The 22,305-nt window shown below is 68.4% G+C and carries 21 protein-coding genes; 13 read left to right on the top strand and 8 right to left on the bottom strand.

The features are described from left to right. Positions 1 to 87 precede the first annotated feature (87 nt). From QZM67_RS05145 to QZM67_RS05125, 5 genes are all read left to right on the top strand, one after another. Positions 88 to 846 (top strand): molecular chaperone, encoded by a 759-nt coding sequence (locus QZM67_RS05145; RefSeq protein ID WP_301801416.1) that lies wholly within the window; start codon positions 88 to 90, stop codon positions 844 to 846. Positions 847 to 1,038: 192 nt separating this feature from the next. After that, entirely contained in the window at positions 1,039 to 3,336 is a 2,298-nt protein-coding gene (locus QZM67_RS05140; RefSeq protein WP_301801090.1) for a fimbria/pilus outer membrane usher protein, read from the top strand. A 68-nt stretch (positions 3,337 to 3,404) separates the two neighbouring features. Beyond that, complete coding sequence (locus QZM67_RS05135; RefSeq protein WP_301801413.1) at positions 3,405 to 4,325, top strand: spore coat U domain-containing protein; 921 nt, start codon at positions 3,405 to 3,407, stop codon at positions 4,323 to 4,325. A 220-nt stretch (positions 4,326 to 4,545) separates the two neighbouring features. Further along, the gene (locus tag QZM67_RS05130) at positions 4,546 to 6,144 is read left to right on the top strand and encodes an ATP-binding protein (protein WP_301801088.1); all 1,599 of its coding nucleotides are present in this window, start codon (positions 4,546 to 4,548) and stop codon (positions 6,142 to 6,144) included. Positions 6,145 to 6,183: 39 nt separating this feature from the next. Beyond that, positions 6,184 to 6,804 carry a response regulator gene (locus tag QZM67_RS05125; RefSeq protein ID WP_301801086.1) on the top strand — a complete coding sequence of 207 codons (621 nt, stop codon included), beginning with the start codon at positions 6,184 to 6,186 and terminating at the stop codon, positions 6,802 to 6,804. Between the two features lie 248 nt (positions 6,805 to 7,052). Here QZM67_RS05125 and QZM67_RS05120 read toward each other — a convergent pair whose 3' ends face one another. Next, positions 7,053 to 7,535: a cupin domain-containing protein gene (locus QZM67_RS05120; RefSeq protein ID WP_301801084.1), complete on the bottom strand. Its 483-nt coding sequence runs from the start codon at positions 7,533 to 7,535 to the stop codon at positions 7,053 to 7,055. A 151-nt stretch (positions 7,536 to 7,686) separates the two neighbouring features. On the opposite strand from QZM67_RS05120, the gene QZM67_RS05115 reads away from it, so the two are divergent. Further along, positions 7,687 to 7,929, top strand: a complete 243-nt coding sequence (locus tag QZM67_RS05115) for a hypothetical protein (protein ID WP_301801081.1) — start codon at positions 7,687 to 7,689, stop codon at positions 7,927 to 7,929. Here QZM67_RS05115 and QZM67_RS05110 read toward each other — a convergent pair. The 6 genes from QZM67_RS05110 to QZM67_RS05085 form a co-directional block, all read right to left on the bottom strand. Continuing rightward, positions 7,890 to 8,582, bottom strand: coding sequence for a dihydrodipicolinate reductase (locus QZM67_RS05110; protein ID WP_301801080.1), 693 nt, complete (start codon positions 8,580 to 8,582; stop codon positions 7,890 to 7,892). The genes QZM67_RS05115 and QZM67_RS05110 overlap by 40 nt on opposite strands. A gap of 160 nt (positions 8,583 to 8,742) precedes the next feature. Continuing rightward, positions 8,743 to 9,510 (bottom strand): DUF4410 domain-containing protein, encoded by a 768-nt coding sequence (locus QZM67_RS05105; RefSeq protein WP_301801078.1) that lies wholly within the window; start codon positions 9,508 to 9,510, stop codon positions 8,743 to 8,745. A gap of 592 nt (positions 9,511 to 10,102) precedes the next feature. Further along, complete coding sequence (locus QZM67_RS05100) at positions 10,103 to 11,449, bottom strand: ATP-binding protein (RefSeq protein WP_301801076.1); 1,347 nt, start codon at positions 11,447 to 11,449, stop codon at positions 10,103 to 10,105. After that, on the bottom strand, positions 11,449 to 12,162 hold the full coding sequence (locus QZM67_RS05095; protein WP_301801073.1) for a response regulator: 714 nt from the start codon (positions 12,160 to 12,162) through the stop codon (positions 11,449 to 11,451). Before QZM67_RS05095 ends, QZM67_RS05100 begins: the two co-directional genes overlap by 1 nt. 43 nt (positions 12,163 to 12,205) lie before the next feature. Then, positions 12,206 to 12,511, bottom strand: a complete 306-nt coding sequence (locus tag QZM67_RS05090) for an EF-hand domain-containing protein (RefSeq protein WP_155291818.1) — start codon at positions 12,509 to 12,511, stop codon at positions 12,206 to 12,208. Positions 12,512 to 12,604: 93 nt separating this feature from the next. Then, positions 12,605 to 13,681: a hypothetical protein gene (locus tag QZM67_RS05085; protein WP_301801071.1), complete on the bottom strand. Its 1,077-nt coding sequence runs from the start codon at positions 13,679 to 13,681 to the stop codon at positions 12,605 to 12,607. A gap of 980 nt (positions 13,682 to 14,661) precedes the next feature. On the opposite strand from QZM67_RS05085, the gene QZM67_RS05080 reads away from it, so the two are divergent. The 5 genes from QZM67_RS05080 (at position 14,662) to creD (ending at position 20,135) form a co-directional block, all read left to right on the top strand. Continuing rightward, entirely contained in the window at positions 14,662 to 15,570 is a 909-nt protein-coding gene (locus QZM67_RS05080) for a sterol desaturase family protein (RefSeq protein ID WP_175025716.1), read from the top strand. Positions 15,571 to 15,673: 103 nt separating this feature from the next. Beyond that, entirely contained in the window at positions 15,674 to 16,387 is a 714-nt protein-coding gene (locus QZM67_RS05075; protein WP_175025717.1) for an SDR family NAD(P)-dependent oxidoreductase, read from the top strand. Between the two features lie 86 nt (positions 16,388 to 16,473). Next, positions 16,474 to 17,172: a two-component system response regulator CreB gene (gene creB / locus QZM67_RS05070; protein ID WP_175025718.1), complete on the top strand. Its 699-nt coding sequence runs from the start codon at positions 16,474 to 16,476 to the stop codon at positions 17,170 to 17,172. 15 nt (positions 17,173 to 17,187) lie between these two features. Further along, positions 17,188 to 18,639, top strand: a complete 1,452-nt coding sequence (gene creC, locus QZM67_RS05065; protein ID WP_301801066.1) for a two-component system sensor histidine kinase CreC — start codon at positions 17,188 to 17,190, stop codon at positions 18,637 to 18,639. 104 nt (positions 18,640 to 18,743) lie between these two features. Continuing rightward, entirely contained in the window at positions 18,744 to 20,135 is a 1,392-nt protein-coding gene (creD, locus tag QZM67_RS05060) for a cell envelope integrity protein CreD (RefSeq protein ID WP_301801064.1), read from the top strand. A 77-nt stretch (positions 20,136 to 20,212) separates the two neighbouring features. On the opposite strand, the gene QZM67_RS05055 is transcribed toward creD, so the two are convergent. Next, positions 20,213 to 20,635, bottom strand: coding sequence for a RidA family protein (locus QZM67_RS05055; RefSeq protein ID WP_301801062.1), 423 nt, complete (start codon positions 20,633 to 20,635; stop codon positions 20,213 to 20,215). Between the two features lie 334 nt (positions 20,636 to 20,969). Between QZM67_RS05055 and QZM67_RS05050 the strand changes: the two genes are divergently transcribed. Both QZM67_RS05050 and QZM67_RS05045 read left to right on the top strand, forming a co-directional pair. Further along, the gene (locus tag QZM67_RS05050) at positions 20,970 to 21,980 is read left to right on the top strand and encodes a choloylglycine hydrolase family protein (RefSeq protein ID WP_301801060.1); all 1,011 of its coding nucleotides are present in this window, start codon (positions 20,970 to 20,972) and stop codon (positions 21,978 to 21,980) included. Between the two features lie 73 nt (positions 21,981 to 22,053). Beyond that, positions 22,054 to 22,251: an oxidoreductase-like domain-containing protein gene (locus QZM67_RS05045; RefSeq protein WP_011354524.1), complete on the top strand. Its 198-nt coding sequence runs from the start codon at positions 22,054 to 22,056 to the stop codon at positions 22,249 to 22,251. The last annotated feature ends 54 nt before the right edge of the window (positions 22,252 to 22,305 follow it).

The raw sequence follows: 22,305 nt of genomic DNA, 5'->3' as shown, positions 1-22,305 counted from the left end.
TCCGACATGAATGATGCCCTTTCAGGACTTCGCCGCGGATGCGCGCGGCGCAGGCGCACGAGGGTGCGCGCGGCCGTGGCGCTGGCCATGGCGGTCGCGGCCGGCGCGGCCCGCGCGGCTGCGTCCGTGATGATCTGGCCGATCGATCCCGTCATCGAGAGCGGCCAGCGCGCAGCGGCGCTGTGGCTCGAGAACCGCGACATGAAGCCCGTCACGCTGCAGGTGCGCGTGCTCGGCTGGCGCGAGGCGGGCGGCGAGGACCTGTATGCGGAAGATCAGATGCGCGTCGCGGGCAGTCCGCCGATGACGACCGTGCCGCCGGGCAAGCGGCAACTGATTCGCCTGACGCGCTTGACCGACGTCACGCCCGGCACCGAGGACGCGTACCGCGTGTTGATCGACGAGATTCCGCAACCGGACGACGACACGGCACAGGCCGGCGGCCAGGCGTCGCTCGGCGTGAAGTTCCAGATGCACTACTCGATCCCGCTGTTCGTGTATGGGGCGGGGCTGCGCGCGAAGGCGCCTGCGGAGCCGTCGTCCGGCCAGGCTGGCGTCGGGCAGCCGCGGCTCGGCTGGCGCATCGAGCACGAGGGCGGCAAGCGCTGGCTCGCGATCGAGAACCGCGGCCCCGTGCACGCCCGGCTGACGCAGGTTGCGCTCGTCGCGCGGGGCGAACGCAGCGACGTGGCGCGCGGGCTGCTCGGCTATGTGCTGCCCGGCGCGCGGATGCGCTGGGTGCTGCCGGATGCCGTGCGGGAGACGCCACAAGCGCGACTGGTCGCGACGGTCAATGGAGAGCACGACGTGGCCATCGAGCCGGAGCCCGCCGACATGAAGCGCTGACGCTTCGCATGCGCGCAGCGACGCGAGGTCGTCGCAGGGGATCGAGCAGGAACGGACGGGATATCACGGCAAACGGGGGCAGTCTTGGAGCGGTTCAATCGACAGGGACGCAGGCGGCCGCGCCTGCGCGGCGCCGCGTGGGCGATCGGCATCGCCGTTTCGGTGACCGGTGCGGCACGTGCGGACGACGCAATGAAACTCGCCGACAACTTCGGGCGCGCGTTGCCGACCTCCGACCCGGCGCTGCGCAGCGGCACGCTGTATCTCGAACTCGTGGTCAACGCGCTGCCCACCGGGCAGGTCGTGCCGGTTCGCTATCAGGACGGCGCGTACTACGTGCGCGCCGGCGATCTCGCGAAGGTGTCGGTGCGAACCGACGCCGAGCCTGACCGGATGGTCGATCTCGCGAAGCTCGCTCACGTCGAGGTCGAATACGAAAGCACGTCGCAGCAGCTCAGGCTCACAGTGCCGCCCGACTGGCTGCCGGCCCAGACGATCGGCACGCGGCGGCTGTACGACCGCACGCCGGCGGCGGCGGATTTCGGGCTGCTGTTCAACTACGACGTCTATACGAACTCGCCGACGCTCGGCCGCAGCCAGACGTCCGCGTGGACCGAGCAGCGGCTGTTCGACCGCTGGGGCACGCTCGCGAACACGGGCGTCTATCGACGCACCTACGGTATCGGCGGCGCGCCCGGCGACAACCGTTACATGCGTTACGACACGACCTGGCGCTATGCCGACCAGGACCGGATGCTGAGCTTCACGGCCGGCGACCTCGTCACGGGGGCGCTGTCGTGGACGAGCGCGGTGCGGCTGGGCGGCGTGTCGGTTGCGCGGGATTTTCGTGTCCGGCCGGACATCGTTACCTATCCGCTGCCGCAGTTCGCGGGGCAAGCAGCGGTGCCGACCGCGGTCGACCTGTTCATCAACGGCAGCAAGGCGACGTCGGGGCAGGTCAACCCGGGCCCGTTCGCGCTGAACGACGTGCCGTTCATCAACGGCGCGGGCGAGGCGACCGTCGTGACGACCGACGCGCTCGGCCGCCAGGTTGCGACCACGGTGCCGTTCTACGTCGCGAACACGCTGCTGCAGAAAGGGCTGTCCGACTATTCGCTGTCGGTCGGCGCGATGCGCCGTGACTATGGCATCCGCTCGTTCTCGTACGGCAAGTTCGCGATGTCCGGCACCGCGCGCTACGGGCTCACGGACTACCTGACGCTCGAAGGGCATGCGGAGACCGGCGAACGGCTCGCGCTCGGCGGGCTCGGCTTCGACGTCGCGGCCGGCCGCGCGGGGGTGTTCAACTTCGCGGCGACGCAAAGCAGCCTCGCCGGCACGTCGGGGCAGCAATACGCATTCGGCTACAGCTACACGTCGCGCCGATTCAGCGTCGCGTTGCAGCGCATCCAGCGCACCGACGGGTTTCGCGACCTGTCCGTGTACGACCAGGCGTCCGGCGTGACCTACCGGCTCGTGCGCAGCAGCACGCAGGCGACCGGCGCGCTGAATCTCGGCATGATCGGCGGCACGCTCGGGGCCGGCTATTTCGACGTGCACGGCGGCGACGGATCGCATACGCGGATCGCGAACGTGTCGTACACGCGGCCGTTGTTCGGGCGCGCGACGTTCTACGCGTCGCTGAACAAGACCATCGGCAATCACGGCGTCGCCGCCCAGATGCAGCTGATCGTGCCGTTCGGCGGCGGCGGCACGGTGACGGCCGGCACCGCGCGCGACGAGCGCGACAACTGGACCGAGCGCGTGCAGTACAGCCGCTCGGTGCCGAGCGATGGCGGGCTGGGCTGGAACCTCGCGTATGCCGGCGGCGGTTCGCGTTACCAGCAGGCCGACCTGACGTGGCGCAATCGCTACTTCCAGGTGCAGGGCGGCGCATACGGCGGCGGTGCCGGCCAGGGCTACACGCGCTGGGCCGACGTGCAGGGCTCGTTCGTCGTGATGGGCGGCGCGGTGCTCGCGGCCGACCGCGTCGACGATGCGTTCGTGCTGATCGACACGCAGGGGCAACCGGGCGTGCCCGTGCGCTACGAGAACCAGGTGGTCGGCAAGACCGACGGTGGCGGCCACTTGCTCGTGCCGTGGGCGCCCGCGTATTACGCGGCCAAGTACGAGATCGATCCGCTCGGCCTGCCGAGCAACGTGCGCGTCCCGACGGTCGAGCGGCGTGTTGCGGTGCGCCAGCGGGCGGGCGCGATCGTACGGTTTCCGGTCGAGCGCATCGTGTCCGCCAGCATCACGCTCGTCGACGCGCAGGGTCGGCCGCTGCCGGTCGGCGCGCGTGCGACGCATCGCGAATCGGGGCAGACGGCGCTCGTCGGCTGGGGCGGCGAGACGTATTTCGAAGGACTGTCGGACATCAATCACGTGGACGTCGCGTTGCCGGGCGGCCGGACTTGCGAAGTGACGTTCCCGTCCGACGCCGGCGCGGACCGGATGCAGCGCATCGGGCCGCTGCGCTGCGGCAACTAGACGGAAGGGAAGGGAGGGGACGGATGAAACAGTTCGGCTGGATCTTGAAATGGGTGCTGACGGCAGCGATGGCGGCCGTGCTCGCGCCATCGGCCGCGTATGCCGGATGCGCGGTGACGCCGGCGAACGGTGCGTCGTTCGGCACGGTCACGTCGTTCGCGGCGCTAAACCAGGCGCAGTCGACTTCGACGACGAACAGCGGATTGACCTGCTCGGGCGCCCTGTTGTCGCTGCTGCAGGTCGGCGACCAGATCGACGCCACCATCACGTCGGCCAACGGCGGCCAGTTGACCGGCCCGACCGGCGATGCGATTCCGTACACGATCTTCGCGGATTCGGCTTATTCGGTGGTGCTGAACAGGGGGCAGCAATACAACTGGTTCAGCGGCGCGCTGCTCAACCTGCTCGGGATTTTCGGCGGGCCGGCCGCCTCGCTGCCGCTCTATTTCCGCACGAGCACCAACAGCAACGTCGCGGCGGGCGTCTATACCGACACGCTGACGATCAACTGGACCTGGAACTATTGCGCGGGGATCGGGATTCTCGGGATCTGCCTCGGCCGCGACCAGGGCAGCGGCGTGTCGACGTTCCAGGTCACGATGACCGTCACCAACGACTGCACGATCACCGCGCCGGACGTGAGCTTTGGCGCTGCGCCGACCGTGTCGAGCTTCCAGCCCGTGTCCGGTGCGATTGCGCTGACCTGCACGAAGGGGATGATCTACACGGTTGGGCTGAGCCCCGGCAACAACGCGGCCGGCAACGGGCGCCGACAGATGGCGAGCGGTGCGAATCGTCTTCAGTACGACCTGTTTGCCGGCGGCGGCGCGACGGTCTGGGGGCAGGCGAGCAACCGCGTCGCCGGTAGCGGTCCGGCGGACGGAACGTCGGTGAATACGATGCCGTACGTGGCTAGAATCTACAACGACCAGGCCACGCCGCCCGTCGGCACCTATACCGACAGCGTGATCGTCGACGTCCGCTACTAGCGGGCGCGCGAAGGCATGCCTGGTTGGCGCCCCGAATGACGACAAGGATGAGGATGACCACGAGTGACGAACCACCGGGATGCCGGCGCGGTTCCGGGGGCGTGAAGTGACACCGAACGACCGCGCCGGTTCGGCGGCAGGGAGATGACCCGTGGTGCTATGGTCGGTGTTTGCCTCATGTGTCTGCAGCGCCCTCGCGGGGGTGGCGGTGTGGGCCTGCATGAGACGCGAGCGGCTGCGCCTCGAAGCGGCGCTGCGCGCGTCGAACGATGCGCTGGCGTTGGCCGGGCACGAACTGCGCACGCCGCTCGCGGCGATGCTCGCGCTCGTCGACGTCGCGCATCGCGAGGCGCCCGCGCACGAGCGCCGCGGCCTGCTGGCGCTCGTGCATGAGACGGGGTTGCGGCTCATGCGTCTGCTGGACGACATCCTCGTGCATGCGCGTGTCGACGCGGGCCGGCTGCCGATCGCACCGTCGGCGGTCGATCCGCGCGCGCTGCTCGACGACGTGTCGGCGTTGTTCTCGGCGCGCGCGGCCGCGAAAGGGCTGCGCCTGCAGGTGCAGGTGGCCGGCGCGGTGCCCACGTGCGTGACGACGGACGGCGAGCGCGTGCGTCAGATCCTGTCGAACCTGGTCGGCAATGCGATCGCGTTTACCGCGCACGGCGCGGTGGGGTTGCGTGCGGACGTGGTATCGCGGGCACGCGATGGCGTCGTGCTGGAGATCGTCGTCGAGGATACCGGGCCCGGTATTCCGGATGCGCTGAAACCGGGCCTGTTCACGCCATTCGTCACGCATGCCGGTGTCGAGCGCGATGGTGGCGCCGGCAGCGGGCTCGGCCTGGCCATTTCGCGCAAGCTCGCGCGGGCGCTCGGCGGCGACCTGCGGTTGCTCGATACGCATCGCACCGGTGCGGCGTTTGCGTTGACGCTGCGTTGCCCGGTGGCGGCGCCAGCACGCGCGAATGCGACCACGTCTGACTCCGGCGCTGCCGTTGCCGCTGCCGATTCACCGCACGATAGCGGGGGCACCGAGGCGCCCCAGCGGCCGTTGTGCGTGCTGATCGTCGACGATCGCGAGGTCAACCGCATCGCGCTCGCGCATCAACTGGCCCGCCTCGGGCATCGTGCGATCGAGCGTCACGACGGGCGCGCGGCGCTCGATCTGCTGGAGACGGGCGCGATGCCGATCGACGTCGTGCTGACCGACTGCCGGATGCCGGGGATGGACGGGTTCGCGCTGGCGGCCGCGTTGCGCGATCACCGCGATCCACGGCTCGCGCGCATACCGGTCATCGGCCTGACGGCCGGCGACGGGGCCGACCCTGATGCGTCCGGCTGGGCCGGCGCCGGCATGGTTGCGTGCCTGCGCCGGCCGGTCACGCCCGGCGAACTGCGCGACGTGCTCGATGCACGCGACACGCGCGTATCGCACGATGCCGGCGACGCGCTCGGCTTCGACGCCGCGGCGCTCGATTACGCGACGCTGTTCGATGCGTTCGGCGTAGCGGGGGATGGCGGCGCTGATGCCCGAAACGTGCTCGCCGCGTGCCGCGCGTCGCTCGATGCCGACTGCGCGGTGCTGTCGCGCGCGCTGCGCGCGGGGGATCGGCAAGCGCTGCAGGCATGGAGTCATGCGGCGCGCGGCACCTACGCGCTGTTCGGGCAGCGTCACATCGACTGCCTGCTCGACCGCTTTCACGCGGCCCTCATGTCCGGCTCGGCGGCGGCGATCGGCAACGCCGGAGCAGAAGTATCGAAGATGACGGATCATCTGCTGACGCACGTCGGCGAACGGGCACGCGCAGCGGGCGCCTGACGGCATTGAGTTGATGGCGAGAGACGAAGGAGGGCGAAAGTGAGTATCAGGGTTGTGATAGCGGATGACCATCCGCTGATGTTGTACGGCATTCGTCATGCGTTGGCATCCGAGACGAGTATCAGCGTGGTCGGCGAGGCCCTCGAGCCCGGCGCGCTGCTGAGCTGCATCGCGCGCACGCACTGCGATGTCGTGGTGACCGATTTCGCGATGCCGGGGCGTGCGCACGCGGATGGTCTGCTGATGCTCGAGGCGATCCGCGAAGCGTTTCCGCTGGTGCGCGTGGTCGTGCTGACGATGCTCGACAATCCGGCGCTGATGCAGAACATCTGCAATACGGGCGTGCTGACCGTGCTCAACAAGCGCGGCGTGGCGGCCGACCTGGCGCGCGCGATCGTCGCCGCGCATGCGGGCCGCCCGTTCCTGCCGGCCGTGCGGCCGATGCCGACGGCCGTGAACGACGACGTCTATGCGCTGAGCCCGCGCGAGATCGAAGTCGTGCGGATGTGCGCGAGCGGGATGACGATGACCGATATCGCGCATTACTACGGCCGCAGCATCAAGACGATCAGCACGCAGAAGCACAACGCGATGAAGAAGCTCGGCATCCGCAGCGACGCCGAGCTGTTTCTGTACGTGTCGGGAAACGGGCTGGCCTGAGCGGGCCGGCTGTCCATCCCGTGCCTCGATCCCGCACGATCGGGATCGCTTGCCCTCCAGCCTGGATCGACGGCGGAGGGATTTTTTTGCGCGTCGCGCCATGGCGAGGTGGGCGCCGGTAACGGTTGGCCCGGATCACTGCTGGCCTTTCGGCCATGCACTCGGGTCGACCGTCGAGCGTCAGCGACGCCCTTATGGCGTCCGTCAGAACACGGGTTCGATGACCGTCGCGGGCATCTTCGCGCGCGTCAGTCCGGCATCCCGTTGTGGCCCCCGAGCGGCCGGTCGGGCCAGTCCACCCAGCGGTCCGCGCGGGTAAGCTCATACGCCTGGTTCATCGGGTAGCGGATGCGGTTGTCGTCGCGCGGACGTTCACCGATCACCATCAGCCGGACTTCGTCCTGCGTGTTGTTGATGAAGGTGTGGCAGATGCCGGTGCCTGCCGGAAACGCGACCGAATCGCCTTCGGCAACGGGGTGCAGCACGCCGTCGATCCAGACATCCGGCTTGCCTTCGAGCACGTACACAAACTCCTGCTCGGTACTTTCTGCATGCGGATAGGACGTCCGCCGGCCCGGCGGAAGCCGCACGTGATGAATGCCGATACGGGTGATGCCGAGCTCGGCGGAAAGCGGTGCGTCCAGCGCCATCGGCTCGGTGTCGCCGCGATAGCAATGCGCTTCCGGTTCTTCGAGCTCGGTCCAGTGCTTGATGAAATCGGGGCGGCTCATCGGTTGCGCTCCTTTCGGGGAGATGGTGACGGTAGCGGTTCAGGCACCGAAGTCGGCGGTGACTCGCGCGCCCTCTCGGCGAATGAACCTCGCCCGATAACTTACCAGCGAATGCGGCGGGACGATTGCTCGTCGGATTTCTCGAACGGCCGTGGCGGCGAAGCCGGCTGGCGTGATCTTGACCGCCGGCCACGCGGGACGTCAGGTGCCGGTCGGCGAGATTCATGGCGGCCCGGATGTCGCGGATCGGGCGGTCGACGGCATCTGCGGAAATCGGCACCGCACCGTTTCTTGCGTTGTGCAAAAAAGTCTGCGACGCGATGCACGGATGCTCGCCGCCGCGTATCGCCGCGATTACAGCCAGCCGTTGCGGATGAACTCGACGATCGAATAGCGGCGGTGCTCGAGATCGTGCAGCCGGACGGCATCGACGATACGCGACACGCCGTCCGCGTAAGGCGTCGCGCCCACTACGCGCGATTCGAATTGCAGGCTGCACGCACCGTCGTCGATGCGGATCCGGTGAATCGCGTGGCGGCCGAGCTGATCGTCGGCGACCGCGAATTCGCTGCCCTGTACATCCGGGTCACGCACGGAGCGGATATCTTCCGGCCGCACGCCGAGCGACTGGCCGATTCCTACAGCCGTGCCGGGGACGGACGTCTTGCCGGCCTGATGCGACTCCGTCAGGCTGATCTGGCAGTCATGAAACAGGTGACCACTGGTTTCCAGCATGCTCATGAACTTGAGCATCAGGATGTTGGTGTTCGGGCACAGCACGACCGGGAACGCGTGCGAGCCGGTCTCGAGCTCGGAGCCGGTGGACAGCTCGACGAGTGGCGATCCGGTGGCTTCGCAGAACGCGATCACGTCCGGGAGTTCGCGGCCGGAACCGGCGTGCACGACGATCGTTCGGGCGTCGCTGCGCTGCGCATCGTTGCGCGCGCTGTCCGACCAGGGAATCACGCGACAGGTTGCCGGGTCGAGCCGGTGCGCGCCGAGCAGCTCGCTGGCCAGCTTGCCGGTTCCTACGACGAGTACTTGCATGGAATTGACGGGTTGAGGTTCAGGATTCAGGGCGAGAACGGCGCGGGCTGTCGGGTCGCCCGGCTCGGTCGCGGCGCGTGGCGCCGGAGCGGCCTCGCGCATTATGCCCGGCCGGGCGCCTGCGTGCCCGCCGGGGCTGTGCAGGCGGCGGCGCGGTGCGTCAGCTCGCCGACACCGTCGGCAGCCACGCGTTCGCGGCGTTCTGCGTCGCGAGCTGCTTCGCGATCGAGCGCGCGAGGCGGTCCGTATCGGACGCCACCGTGTCGTGCTTCGCTTCCGACACGCCGTGCAAGCCGGCGCCCACCGCTGCCGACGTCGCGAGGCGGCCGGCCGCCGCGCCGACTCCGGCGGTTTCCACCATGCCCGGCAGGTGGCCGCTGTTCGCGCTGGACGAGAACGTGCCGAGCGGCTGCGGTGCGCCATGCGCCGGCTGGAACAGCACGGTGACCGATGCCTTCACTTCGCTCTTGCCCGCGCCGAGCCCGATCAGCGTGCGGCGGCGGCGGTTGCCGGCGTCGATCGACTCGAAGCGGCCCTCGACCACCAGCGCGTCGCGACCGTCGGGCACCGGGCCGCGCAGCGCGGGGATGCCTTGCGACCGGAGCTCGCGCACGAGGGCGTCGGCGAGCTGGTCGCGGGTCTTCAGCGCGCTTTGCTGGCGCTGCACGTCGGCGGACGATCCGCTCGCGAGGGTCGCAAGCTTGCTGATCATCCCGCCGTCGACCTTGACGTCGGTCGTGGCCACGTCGAACGCGGACACATAGACGACGTCCGCACGAACCTGCGGCTGCGTGCGGGCGGCCGGCGCGGCGGTCATGGACGTGGTCGCGGTCGATGCGCAGCCGGTCATCGCGAACGTGCCGGCGATCAGCGCGGCACTGGTCAGACGTTTGGCGTGGGCGGCGAGTGCGTGAAGGGAAGGGAACATGTCGATCTCCGTGGCCTGGATGAAGTTGCCGATACTGTCGCGGCATTCAGGAACGCGAACGATCGGAAGCGGGGCGTGATCGCTGGCGAGGGAGAGGGTTCATGCCGTTGCGCAACACGCAGGCGCAAGTATGCGGAGGTCGGGCGGGATGCGCCACGCAGGAATTATGTCGGCGGATGTCACGCAAGGCTGCGCGCTGGCGCGGATGGTAGGTAGGCCGTCGGGCAGATGGACGAACGGGCGGGCGTGCAGACGCGCAGACGTGCAGACGTGCAGATAGGCAGACGTGCAGATAGGCAGACGTGCAGATAGGCAGACGTGCAGATAGGCAGATAGGCAGATAGGCAGACGTGCAGATAGGCAGATAGGCAGATAGGCAGATAGGCAGATAGGCGAGCAGACAAACGGGCGAACGGACAAACGGACGAACTGACGGTGGACGGTGAGTGGTGAGTGGCAAGTGGCAAGTGGCAAGTGGCAAGTGGCGAACGGCGAACGGCGAACGGCGAACGGCGAGTGGCGAACGGCGAACGGCGAACGGCGAACGGGCGAGCCGTCGGGCAGTAAGGTAGGCCATCAGGCAAACAGTCCGTCAGGCCGACAGCGACCGCCGCACCGCTCCGGACGAATCGAGCGGCAACGCGACGACGGCCTCCAGCCCGCCGCCATCGCGGTCGCGGAACGTCAGCGACCCACCATGCAGTCGGGCGATCCGCTCGACGATCGCGAGGCCGAGGCCCGTGCCGCCCGCATGGCTGCGGGCGTTCGCGCCCCGGCTGAACGGTGCCTTGAGCCGTTCGAGTTCGGCGGCGCCGATGCCGTTGCCGCGATCGCTGACCACCGCATACGCGATGCCGCGCTCGGTCCACGTGCGCACGCCGAGGCCCGTCCGGCCGTAGACGACCGCGTTCTGCATCAGGTTCATCAGCAGCCGCATCAGGGCGATCGGACGGAACGCGAACGCGGGCACCGCGCCTTCGTCGAAGTCGAATTCGTGGCCGAGCCCCGCGAAATCCGCGACGAGCTGGCCGATCAGCGCATTCAGGTCGCCGGTTTGCGGTGTTTCTCGTTCGCCGCTGCCTGCATAGTCCATGAATTGCTGCAGGATCGTATCGATCTGGTCCAGGTAGTGCTCGGTCGACGTGGTGAGCGCGTCGTGCGTGCCCCGCGGCAGCGCCATCGCGATCGCCAGGCGCAGTTTGGTGAGCGGCGTGCGGATGTCGTGCGACACGCCGGCGAGCATCAGCGAGCGGGTCGCTTCCGCCTGTTGCAGCGCGTCGGCCATCTGGTTGAATGCGCGGCTCACGTCGGCGATTTCGGTCGGGCCGTCGGTGGGCAGCGGCGGCGGGCGCTCGCCCGCGCTGACGCGTTGCGCCGCGCGCGCCAGTGCGTCGAGCGGCCGGTTCAGGTGGAGCTGGATCAGGTAGCCGGTCAGCGCGGCGAGCAACGCCAGCCCGACCGACAGCATGAGTGCTGTCGTGATGCCGCTCGCCTGCGCGTCGGCGGCCATCGGCAGCGGCAACCACACAGGCGAGCCGGCAACATGCAACCGGATCCAGAGACGCTCGTCGTCGCCAGACTGCCAACGCGCGGGGAGGTCAGGCGGCAGGTGGCGTTCGAGTGCCTGCATGAACACGTCACGCTGCCAGGTGCGGAAGAAGGCCGCCAGGTTCGGTGCTTGCGGCGATGCGGCGGGCGGCAGCGCGGCCTGGCCGCCGAATTGCGCGATGACCGTGCGGCCGGCGTCGGGCGGCAGGCTGGCGAGCGTGCGGTCGAGCAGCCTGACGTAGTCGGAAAAGACGATCGACGCCCGCTCGATGCGCGGGCGCTGCACGTAGTGCAGCAGCACGGTGAGCGAACAGGCGAGCGACAGCGCGACGAGTGCCACCAGCAGTGCGATGTTGCGCGCGAGCAGCGAGCGCGGCAGCGGGATGCGCATCACGGCTCGACGCCGGCCACCAGCATGTAGCCGATGCCCCAGACGGTCTTGATGAAGCGCGGCTTGCCGGGATCGTCCTCGACGATCTGGCGCAGCCGCAGGATCTGCACGTCGACGCTGCGGTCGAGTGCGGCATGGTCGCGGCCGCGCGCGCGGGCGAGCAGGTTTTCGCGGCTCACCGCGCGGTTCGGCGACGAGCCGAGCGCATGCAACAGCAGCATCTGCGCCGAATGGATCTCGACGGGCGTGCCGTCGCGCATCAGCGTCTGCTGGCCGACGTCGAACGTGAATGCGCCGAAACGCAACCGCTGCAACGTGACGGTCGGCTCGCCGGCCGCCATCTTCTGCCGCCGCAGCAATGCGCGGACACGGGCCACGAGTTCGTCGGGGAGAAACGGCTTCGCCAGGTAATCGTCGGCGCCCGTCTCGAGGCCGACGACCTTGTCGGCGGCGTCGCCTTTCGCGGTGAGCATCAGGATCGGCAGCGTCTGGCCTTCGGCGCGCAGGCGCCGGCACACGCTCAGGCCGTCCTCGGGCTCCATCATCAGGTCGAGCACCAGCAGGTCATACGGTTCGCGCTGTAGCAGGCGGTCGAGCCGCTTGCCGTCGGCGACCGCGCGCACCTGGAAGCCGTGGCCGGTCAGGAAGCGCTGCAGCATGTTGCGCAGCTCGGCTTCGTCGTCGAGCACGACGATCCTGCAGGACTGTTCCATCGCTTGCCTCCCGGTGCGTGCGCGGCCGGATTCTCGTGCGGGTTCAACGGGCCGCCATGCGCTGGCGCATGAAACCGGCGAGCTGCTCGAGCGTGACGTAGCCGTTGTGCTGCGTGTCGATTTCGTCGAAATGCTGCGCGACCATCGGCATGCCCGCGGCGGCCTGCTCGCGGGTGAGCTTGCCGTCGTGCGTCGTGTTCGCGCTGGCGAAACGGGACTGCAACTGCATCAGCGCACGTTCGACGCGTGCACCGCCGTTCGCCGCGCCGGGCGGCACCTGCTGGGCCGACGCTGCTGCTGAGACGATACACAAAACGACGACGGCAATCATCTTCTTGATGGACTTCATGGGGTTTCTCCGTGCGTGGCCGACGGTCTGCGCCGGCCGGGTGGTTGATGAAACAAGCGGATGGAAAACGAAGCGAAACGAAGCGGCGCCGGGTTATGCCCAGTGCGCGGGTACCCATACGCGGCCGGCCCAGTGGGCGGGCACCCAGATGACGGCGCGCGGCGGGTGGGCGACATACACGGCACGCGGGGCGACGTACACGGAACGCGGCAGCGGCGGCGCGAGGTACAGGACCTTCGGCGGCGGCGGTGCGACGTAGACGACACGCGGCGCGGGTGCGACCACGACAGCCTTCGGCGCCGCAACGCGCACGACCTTCGGCGGGGGCGGCGGGACGATGACAGCGGCAGGTACGGGCGGCGGGGGCGTGACCACGGCGGCGGCCGGGGCAGGTGCCGCGACAGCGACCGCGGCGGCGGGCGGTGGGGTCGTCACGACCACGGCGGCCGGCGGAGGCGCCACGACAGGCGCCGGCACCGGGACGGGAACCGGCACCGTTCCGCCGGCCACGACCACCGTGCCGCCCACTGTCGTGCTGCCGTGGATCACGGTCGTGCCACCGGTCGAGACCGTGCCGCCGTGTACGACCGTCGAGCCGCCCGACGTCGTCACGACACCCGGCGCCACGCGCGTCGCGCTGCCGGAATGCGTGACGGTTCCGCCGTCGGTGCCCGTCACGGTGCCGGAGCGCGAGCAGGTCGAGCCCGCGCAATTCGTCGACGCCGTGTGGCTGGCCGTGTTGCCGTTCGCGCCCGTGATCGTGCCGCTCGACGAGTACTGGCCCGGGCCGTTGCGCGTCACGCTGCCCGACGTCGTGGCGCTGCGGCCGTCCGAGCCCGTCAGCGAACCGGTGTGCGAGCAGGTGCCGTCCGCGCAGCTCGTGTCGCCGCTGTGTTCGACCGAGCGCCCGTTCGGCCCGACGGCCGTGCCGCTGTTCGAGAACTGGCCGGGCGCGGTGCGCGTGACGGTGCCCGTGTTGGTCGCGATACCGCCGCCGGGGCCGATCACGCCGCCCGCATGTGAGCAGCTGCCGCCGCCGCACGAGCCGGCGTGCGCGCCGTTGTAGGTGCCGCGCGGCGTGTACGCGGTGCCGTGGCCGGCCCAGCCGGCGAAGGCCGGTGCGCAGGCGAGGGTGAGAGCAGTGGCGGTGACGAGGAAGCGGGTTTTCATCGGGTGTCCTTGCGGTTCGTTTCGGTGCACGCAGTGGCGTGGCGACGGGACGAACTTTAGGGCGATGACACCCGCCCGTCGCGTCATAAAAGATGTCGCGGTGTTACACGTGGCGTGCTGTTTCGAAGTACGACGAATGCGTGCGCCGGCCACGGCGATCGCGGGCATGCCACGCCGGGCAAGGCTGTCGGCGATGCGGTCGCGTGAGGGCACGGTGCCGCGGCACGCGAGCGGACCGTGTCGTGCGCAGCGCGAAAGCGTGTCGCGGCGACATGCGGCGACATATTTGCCGGCCGATTCATGCGTGTTTTGTGTCGAGCCGCGTCACGCGAATTGAACGCATGCAGTACGCCATGTGCGACTGGAACGTGCTTCGCCGTAACAGGGCGCGACCGTCGCCAACCATCCGAAGAATCGATTTCCTTCCGATCGGTAACGACAGGGTTCATCTGCCGCGCAGGGCTTGTCCGTCGGCCCGTGTCATGCCGTGTACGACGCCGTCGACCGGCTTCGTCGCGGGCGACACATTTTCCGCAGGACAGGCGTACGCGCAGCCCCAAACCGGCTCGGCTCCAGTCCACAAGCGCCCACGCCCGCAACGCACCAGCTGAACGCGCCTTCCCGCACGACATGCGGCGACACATTCCCCGCCGGTCACACATACGCTCAGCCCCAAACCGCCCCGGCTCCAGTCCACAAGTGCCCGCGCCCGCCATGTAGCACCTGATCGCCTTTCCCGCGACACGCGGCGACACATTTCCCGCCGGACACACATACGCGCAGCCCCAAACCGGCCGTCCTCCAATCCACAAGCGCCCTTGACCGCCACACACCACCCGAACACCTTTCCCCGCGACATACGGCGACACATTTCCCGCGTGGTCTTTCCATTCCGCGCCCACTACAGTGCGTTCCATTCGACGCGATGGCAGCCCGTGCCGCCCATGACGCGTCCGACTCAACCGAAGGAAAGGCCCATCATGCTCACCACCACAGGAAAGCTCACGTACTACGTCACGCTCTTCATCGTCGCCGTCTCGCTCGTCGAGGCGGCCGTGCTCACCTGGCGCCGCGCCCGCGGGCCCGAACCGTTCGACTGGAACGAGGTGTGGCTGTCGCTCGCCGATCTCGCGGGCCGCAAGCTGCTCGCGCTGGTGCCGCTGTCGCTCGCCACGCCCCTGTTCGACCTCGCGTGGGCGCACCGGCTCTTCACGATCCCGCTCCACAGCGTCGCGCTCGCGCTGCTCGTGTTCGTCGGCCAGGAGTTCTGCTACTACGGGTATCACCGCGCATCGCACCGCGTGCGCTTCTTCTGGTCGACCCATGCGGTGCATCATTCGCCGAACCAGTTGACGCTGTCGTCCGCATTTCGCCTCGGCTGGACCGGCAAGATCGCCGGCGCCGCGATGTTCTTCACGCCGCTCGTGTGGCTCGGCGTGCGTCCGGAAGCCGTGCTGGCGATCCTGTCGTTCAACCTGATGTACCAGTTCTGGCTGCACAACACGTGGATGCCGAAGCTCGGCTGGTTCGAATACGTGTTCAACACGCCGTCCGCGCACCGCGTGCACCATGCGTCGAACCTCGACTATCTCGATGCGAACTACGGTGGCGTGCTGGTGGTGTTCGACCGGCTGTTCGGCACCTATGTCGCCGAGCGTGCTGACGAGCCGTGCCGCTTTGGCCTCGTCACGCCGACCCGCTCGCGCAATCCGTTCGTCGTCGAGCTCGAGCACTGGGCGAGCCTCGCCCGCGACGTCGCCACGGCCCGCGACGTGTGGACCGCGATCCGCTTCGTGCTGCTGCCGCCGGGCTGGCGCCCCGACAACCAGGGCGAAACGACGGAGGAATTGCGCCGCCGCAGCCTCGTCGCGGTGCGCACGGATGCGTGAACGGCGCTACGCTGTGGCGCATTGCCGGCCGCGCCCGCATGTCGCGGCCGGCATGACTCATGCAACACGCATCAAGCAACCCTCGATCCAGGAGAAAACATCGATGGAACACGAACTCAAAGGCAAGGCAGTCGCGATCACCGGCGGATTCGGTCATCTGGGCGTCGCGACGGCCGCGTGGCTCGGCGAGCGCGGCGCACGCGTCGCGCTGATCGGCCGCGGCGCGGCCCCGGCGGCGCAGGCGCTGCCCGGCGTGCCGGCCGACGCGCTGCGCATCGGCGGCATCGATCTCGTCGATCCGCAGGCCGCCGCGCAGGCGCTCGATACCGTACAGCGTGAATTCGGCCGCGTCGATGCGCTGCTGAACATCGCGGGCGCGTTCGTGTGGCAGACGATCGCCGACGGCGACGCCGCCACGTGGGACCGGATGTACGAACTGAACGTGAAGACCGCGCTGAACGCATCGAAGGCCGCGCTGCCGCACCTGCTGGCGAGCCCGGCCGGGCGCATCGTCAACATCGGCGCGGGCGCGGCGTTCAAGGCCGGCACGGGGATGGGCGCCTACGCGGCCGCGAAGGCCGGCGTCGCGCGGCTCACCGAGGCACTGGCGGCCGAGTTGCTCGACCGCGGCGTGACGGTGAACGCGATCCTGCCGAGCATCATCGATACGCCGCCGAACCGCGCGGACATGCCGGATGCGGATTTCACGCGCTGGGTGCGGCCGGAACAGATCGCGGCGACGATCGGCTTCCTGCTGTCGGCCGACGCGCAGGCGATCACCGGCGCGTCGATTCCGGTGACCGGCCGCGTGGCATAGCGCGGCGGGGGTAAGGGCAGGGGCTCGCGCCGTGGCCGGCCGTGCGTACAATGTCGCACCGGATTGCGCGAGCCCAGCCAGAGACCATGCATCAGCCCAATATCCTGATCGTCGAAGATGAAGTGGCGATCGCGGACACGATCGTCTATGCCCTCGGTACCGACGGCATGCAGACCGTCCACTGCACGCTCGGGCAGGCGGCGCTCGACCATCTGCGCGACGCGCGCTTCGATCTCGTGGTGCTCGACGTCGGCCTGCCGGATCTCAGCGGCTTCGAAGTATGCCGGCGGCTGCGCACCTTCTCCGACGTGCCGGTGATCTTCCTCACCGCGCGGCACGATGAAATCGACCGGATCGTCGGGCTCGAAATCGGCGCCGACGATTACGTGGTCAAGCCGTTTTCGCCGCGCGAGCTGGCGGCGCGCGTGCGCGTGATCCTGCGGCGTTTCTACCGGACGGCCGCACCCGAAGCGGCGCCCGCGCCGGCTGCGGCCATCGCACCGGGTTTCACGCTCGATACCGACGGCGCGCGCGTGTCGTGGCTCGGCCACGCGCTGGATCTCACGCGCTACGAATTCGGGCTGCTGGCGCTGCTGGTCCGGCATCCCGGGCGCATCTATTCGCGCGAGCAGTTGATGGACCTCGTGTGGCACGAGGCATTCGACTCGGCCGACCGCACGGTCGACACGCATATCAAGACGCTGCGCGCCAAGCTGCGCGCGGTCGACCCCGAGCGCGACCCGATCCGCACGCATCGCGGGATGGGTTACTCGCTGCAACCGTAACGAGCGGTACCGCCCATGCATATCGGCCTGCGCATCTTCTTCGGTTTTTTCCTGATCGTCGGTCTGGCCGCGCTGATCACGCTGCGGGTCTTCGTGCAGGAGGTGAAACCCGGCGTGCGCGAGGCGATGGAGGACACGCTCGTCGATACCGCGCAAGTGCTCGCGACACTGGCCGCCGCCGACATGGCGAACGGCCACATCGCCGATGGCGCGTTCGCGCGGCAACTCGCGAACCTGCACGAGCGCCCGGTCAGCGCGAACGTGTGGGGCGTGCAGAAGAACACGATCGGCTACCGCCTCTACATCACCGACGCGCACGGCATCGTGCGCTACGACTCGTCCGGCAAAGCGGTCGGGCAGGACTATTCGCGCTGGAACGACGTGTATCGGACGCTGCGCGGCGAATACGGCGCGCGCAGCACGCGCAGCGATCCGAACGACGACAGCAGCACCGTGATGCACGTGGCGGCGCCGATCCGGCGCGGCAACGAGATCATCGGCGTGTTGACGATCGCGAAGCCGAACCAGACGGTTGCGCCGTTCATCGCGCGCAGCCAGCGCAAGATCATGCTGTACGGCGCGCTGCTGATGGGCGGCGCGATCCTGATCGGCGTGGCCTGCACGTGGTGGCTGGTGGTCGGGCTGCGGCGCCTGCAGCGCTATGCGCGCGCGATCGCGGCGGGCGAGCGGGCCGACATGCCGCTGCAGGGCGCGAGCGAGCTGGCCGAGCTCGGGCGTGCGGTGGAAAGCATGCATCAGCGGCTGGAGGACCGGCAGTACGTCGAGACCTACATCCACACGCTCACGCACGAGATGAAGAGCCCGCTGGCGGCGATCAGCGGCGCGGCCGAACTGCTGCAGGAAGACATGCCGGTGGCGAACCGCCGGCGCTTCACCGGAAACATCCGCCGCCAGGCCGGCCGCCTCGAACAGATGATCCGCAAGCTGCTCGCGCTCGCCGAAGTCGAGCAGAAGCAGCGCCTGTCGGTGCGCGAACCGGTCGCGCTGCGGCCGGTGCTCGAACAGCTCGTCGACGATATCGAGCCGCGCGCGCGGCAGCGCGGCGTGAACCTGGCGATCGACGCACACGACGCGGCCGATCCGGCGATCGTCGAAGGCGATCCGTTCCTGTTGCGCCAGGCGCTCGGCAACCTGCTCGACAACGCGCTGGATTTCGCGCCGCAGGGCAGCACGATCCGCATCGTGCTCGAACGGCAGCCGGCGGGCAGGGCGCACGTCGCCGTCGTGCGCGTGGCCGACGACGGCCCCGGCGTGCCCGACTACGCACTGGCGCGCGTGTTCGAGCGCTTCTATTCGCTGCCGCGCCCCGACGGGCAGGATCGCAGCACGGGTCTCGGGCTGTGTTTCGTCCGCGAAGTCGCGATGCTGCACCGCGGCCAGGTCGCGCTCGCGAACCGCGACGAAGGCGGTGCGTGCGCGACGCTCACGCTGCCGTCGGCGGGCTGAGCGCGCTTCACGTTCGCCACACATTCGCTTCACACCGGCTTCAATCGCCCTTCACCGGGGCTGCTCATGCTGACCGTACCCTTTTACTCCGGTACCCGTCGGCCATGAATCGAGTCCTGTTGTTCAAATTCGCGATCACCGCGTTTCTCGCGCTGCTGATCCTGATCCCGCTGCACATGGTGCAAAGCATCGTGCAGGAACGCTCCGCGTATCGGATGGATGCACTGCAGAGCATCTGGTCGAGCTATGCGGGGCCGCAGACGGTGGCGGGCCCGGTGCTCGTCGTGCATTACACGGAAGTCACGCGCGTGCGCGACGACACGCCGGCCGGCGGCGCGACGAAGACGAGCCTCAGAAGCGAGACGAAGCGCCTGCTCGTGTTCCCGAAGACGCTGAACGTCGACGGCACGCTGACGACCAGCGTCCGCTATCGCGGCATCCACAAGGCGCTGGTGTACGAGCTGGCGAGCCGGCTGAACGGCACGCTGCCGTTGCCGGACCTGAAGAAGCTGCCGCAGGCGGACGGCCACGTGAGCTTCAAGGTCGACGACGCTTACGTCGCGATCGGCATCGGCGACATTCGCGGGCTGACCGCGCAGCCCGACCTGCGCATCGGCGGCGCGCGCTTCGACGTCGAGCAGGGCACGCGGCTGGACAGCCTGCGCCAGGGCGTGCACGCGAACGTCGATCTCGCGGCGCTGGCGGACGCAAGCGCGGGGGCGGCCGTGCCGTTCAGCATCGACCTGCCGTTGCGCGGCGCGGATTCCGTCGCGTTCGCGCCGGTGGGCGACCAGAACGATTTCTCGCTGAAATCGACGTGGCCGCATCCGAGCTTCGACGGCGCGTTCCTGCCGAACACCCGCACGGTCGATGCGCACGGCTTCACCGGCAACTGGCGCGTGACGTCGTTCAACACGAAGGCGCGCGAGCAGATTGCGTCGGGCAACGGGGAAGGTGCGATCGAAATGGCGTCGGTGTCGGTGATCGAACCCGTGAACGTCTATCTGCAGGCCGAACGCGCGACGAAGTACGGCGCGCTGTTCGTGATGCTCACGTTCGCGAGCTTCTTCATGTACGAGCTCGTGAAGCGGTTGCGTATTCACCCGATCCAGTACGCGCTGGTCGGCCTGTCGCTCGCGCTGTTCTTCCTGCTGCTGCTGAGCCTGTCCGAGCACATCGCGTTCGCGTATGCGTATCTGGCGGCGAGCGGCGCATGCATCGGGTGGCTCGGCTTCTACCTGTCGTTCGTGCTGCAAAGCGTGAAGCGCGGTGCGGTGTTTGCCGCGCTGCTCACGGTGCTGTACGCGGCGCTCTATGGGCTGCTGCTGTCGGAAGACAATGCATTGATGCTCGGCTCGCTGCTGCTGTTCGCGATCCTCGCCGGCATCATGACGCTCACGCGCCGCGTCGACTGGTATTCGCTCGGTGCCGCGTGGCAGCCGCTGGCCGACAAGGCGGGCGCGGGCGCCGCGAAGCCGGGTGCGCAGGCGAAGTAAGCGCGCGGGTCGAGTGCAGCGCGCCGGTCGGCATGTTCTGGCCGGCGCGTCAAACGGCGCGGCGTCGCGTCGCCGATTCACGCACGCGATGCAGGCCGGCGAAACCGCTCCAACGGAATTTCGGCGACGGCGGTGATCTCGATCAGCAGATCGGGATGGTAGAGGCGCTCGACCTGGACGGTCGTCGTCACGGGATAGGGCTCGGCGAAGTACGTCTTGCGGATGTCGCCGGCCTGCATGAACGCATCGATGTCGGTCGCGTAGTGCACGAGCGAGATCACGTCCTGCATCTGCCCGCCCATCGCAAGGAGCACGGCGCGGATGTTGTCGAGCGTCTGCCGCACCTGCGTGCGCATGTCGCCGTGGCCGACCACCTGGCCGTCGCGGTCGAGCGCCACTTGTCCCTTCAGATGCACGATCCGGCCATTGCCCTGGATCACGGCCATCGAGAATGCGCCGAACGGCGCCCAGACTTCCGGCGGGTTCACTGCTTCGGCCATGATGCAGCTCCATTGAGTCGAGAATGGGTCGGGCAAAGGGGATCGATGCTGTCGACCATCGCGCCATTATGGATGAGTTCGTTTTTGCCGCCGCTCGCGGCCTGTGCAACCCGCCTGCCCTGTTCGGGCGGCGCCCGGACGGCCACATTTTTTCATTCGCGGCGTGAATCGATTCGACTGTTGACGTAGCAGTAATTCCGCAGTGATTTGCGCCTGTCGCACGTATGCACCGTTATGATTCACACGCGCTTTCGTCAGTTGGAAATGCGCACATTCCGAGGGGCGGGACGATCACGCGCCCGCTATTGCTTCTCGTCAAAACAAGGAAAACAACATGTGTACGAGTTTTGTGATCCGCACGGTGGATGAGCACGTCGTCTATGGCAGAACCATGGAGTTCGCGCCGGATCTGGGTTCGGTCCCGGTCGTCGTCGAGGCCGGCAAGACGCTGAACGCGTCGGAGCCGCTCGGCAAGCAGGGCTTGAGCTGGACGACGAAGTACAAGGCGATCGGCATGAACGGGCTGCAGATGCGGATCCTGGTGGACGGCATCAACGAGAAGGGGCTGGCCGGCGGGATCCTTTACTTCCCGGGGTTCGCCGCGTATCCGGCGCTGACGCCGGAGAACACCGCGCGCGCGTTGGCGCCGTGGGATTTCCTCACGTGGGCGCTGACCAGCTTCGACAACGTGAGCGACGTCAAGCAGGCGCTTGGCGGCATCGTCATCGCCGATATCCCGCATCCCGCGTTCGATGGCGCGCCGCCCGTGCATTACACGCTGCATGACGCGAGCGGCGCGTCGCTCGTCGTCGAGCCGGTCCACGGCGAACTGCGCGTCCACGACAATCCGCTCGGCGTGATGACCAACTCGCCGCCGTTCGACTGGCATCGCACCAACCTGCACAACTACCTGAACCTGTCGCGCGTCACACCGGCGAGCAGGACGCTGTCGCTGTCGCGCGATGCGAAACACGTGAAGCTCGAGTCGTACGGCCAGGGGTACGGGATGCTTGGCCTCCCCGGCGACATCACGCCGGCGTCGCGTTTCGTGCGCGCGGTCGGCTATGTGACGTCCGTCGAGAATCCGCACGGCGGTGCCGACGCGATCCGGCTGGCCGAGCACATCGTCAATACCTTCGACATTCCGAAAGGGTGGATCAAGGAGGAGGTCGATCACGACACGCCGGTCTACGAATACACGCAGTGGATCTCGATCGCCGACCTGGAGGCGCGCAAGTATTACTTCCGGACGTATGACGATACGGTGATGCGTGTGATCGACCTCGCGACGTCGAAGGTGTCGACGGTCGAGTCGTCGACGCGGGTCGAACTGACAGTGATCTAGCCGTTCGGTCTGCTGAAAGCGGCGGTGGCCCGGATCGACCTATACTGATCGTCTTACTTCACCGGACCACGCCGTGCCGAACCAACCTTCCGGGGATCCGTCCGTCGACGATCCCCGTCCGACCCCGCCCATCCAACCCGAACTGGAAGACTGCTGCAACAGCGGCTGCTCGCCGTGCGTCTTCGATCTCTACGACGAAGCACTCGCGCGCTATCGCGTCGAGCTGGCCGAATGGGAAGCGCGCCAGGCGCAACGCAAGCATCACGCGTGAGCCGGATGCGGGCGTGCGCCTACACCTGCGTCTGCGCCGTTTCCGCGTCAGACC

The organism is Burkholderia sp. AU45251, assembly GCF_030482905.1.
Classification (GTDB): domain Bacteria; phylum Pseudomonadota; class Gammaproteobacteria; order Burkholderiales; family Burkholderiaceae; genus Burkholderia; species Burkholderia aenigmatica.
This window is presented reverse-complemented; position numbering and strand designations above follow the sequence as displayed.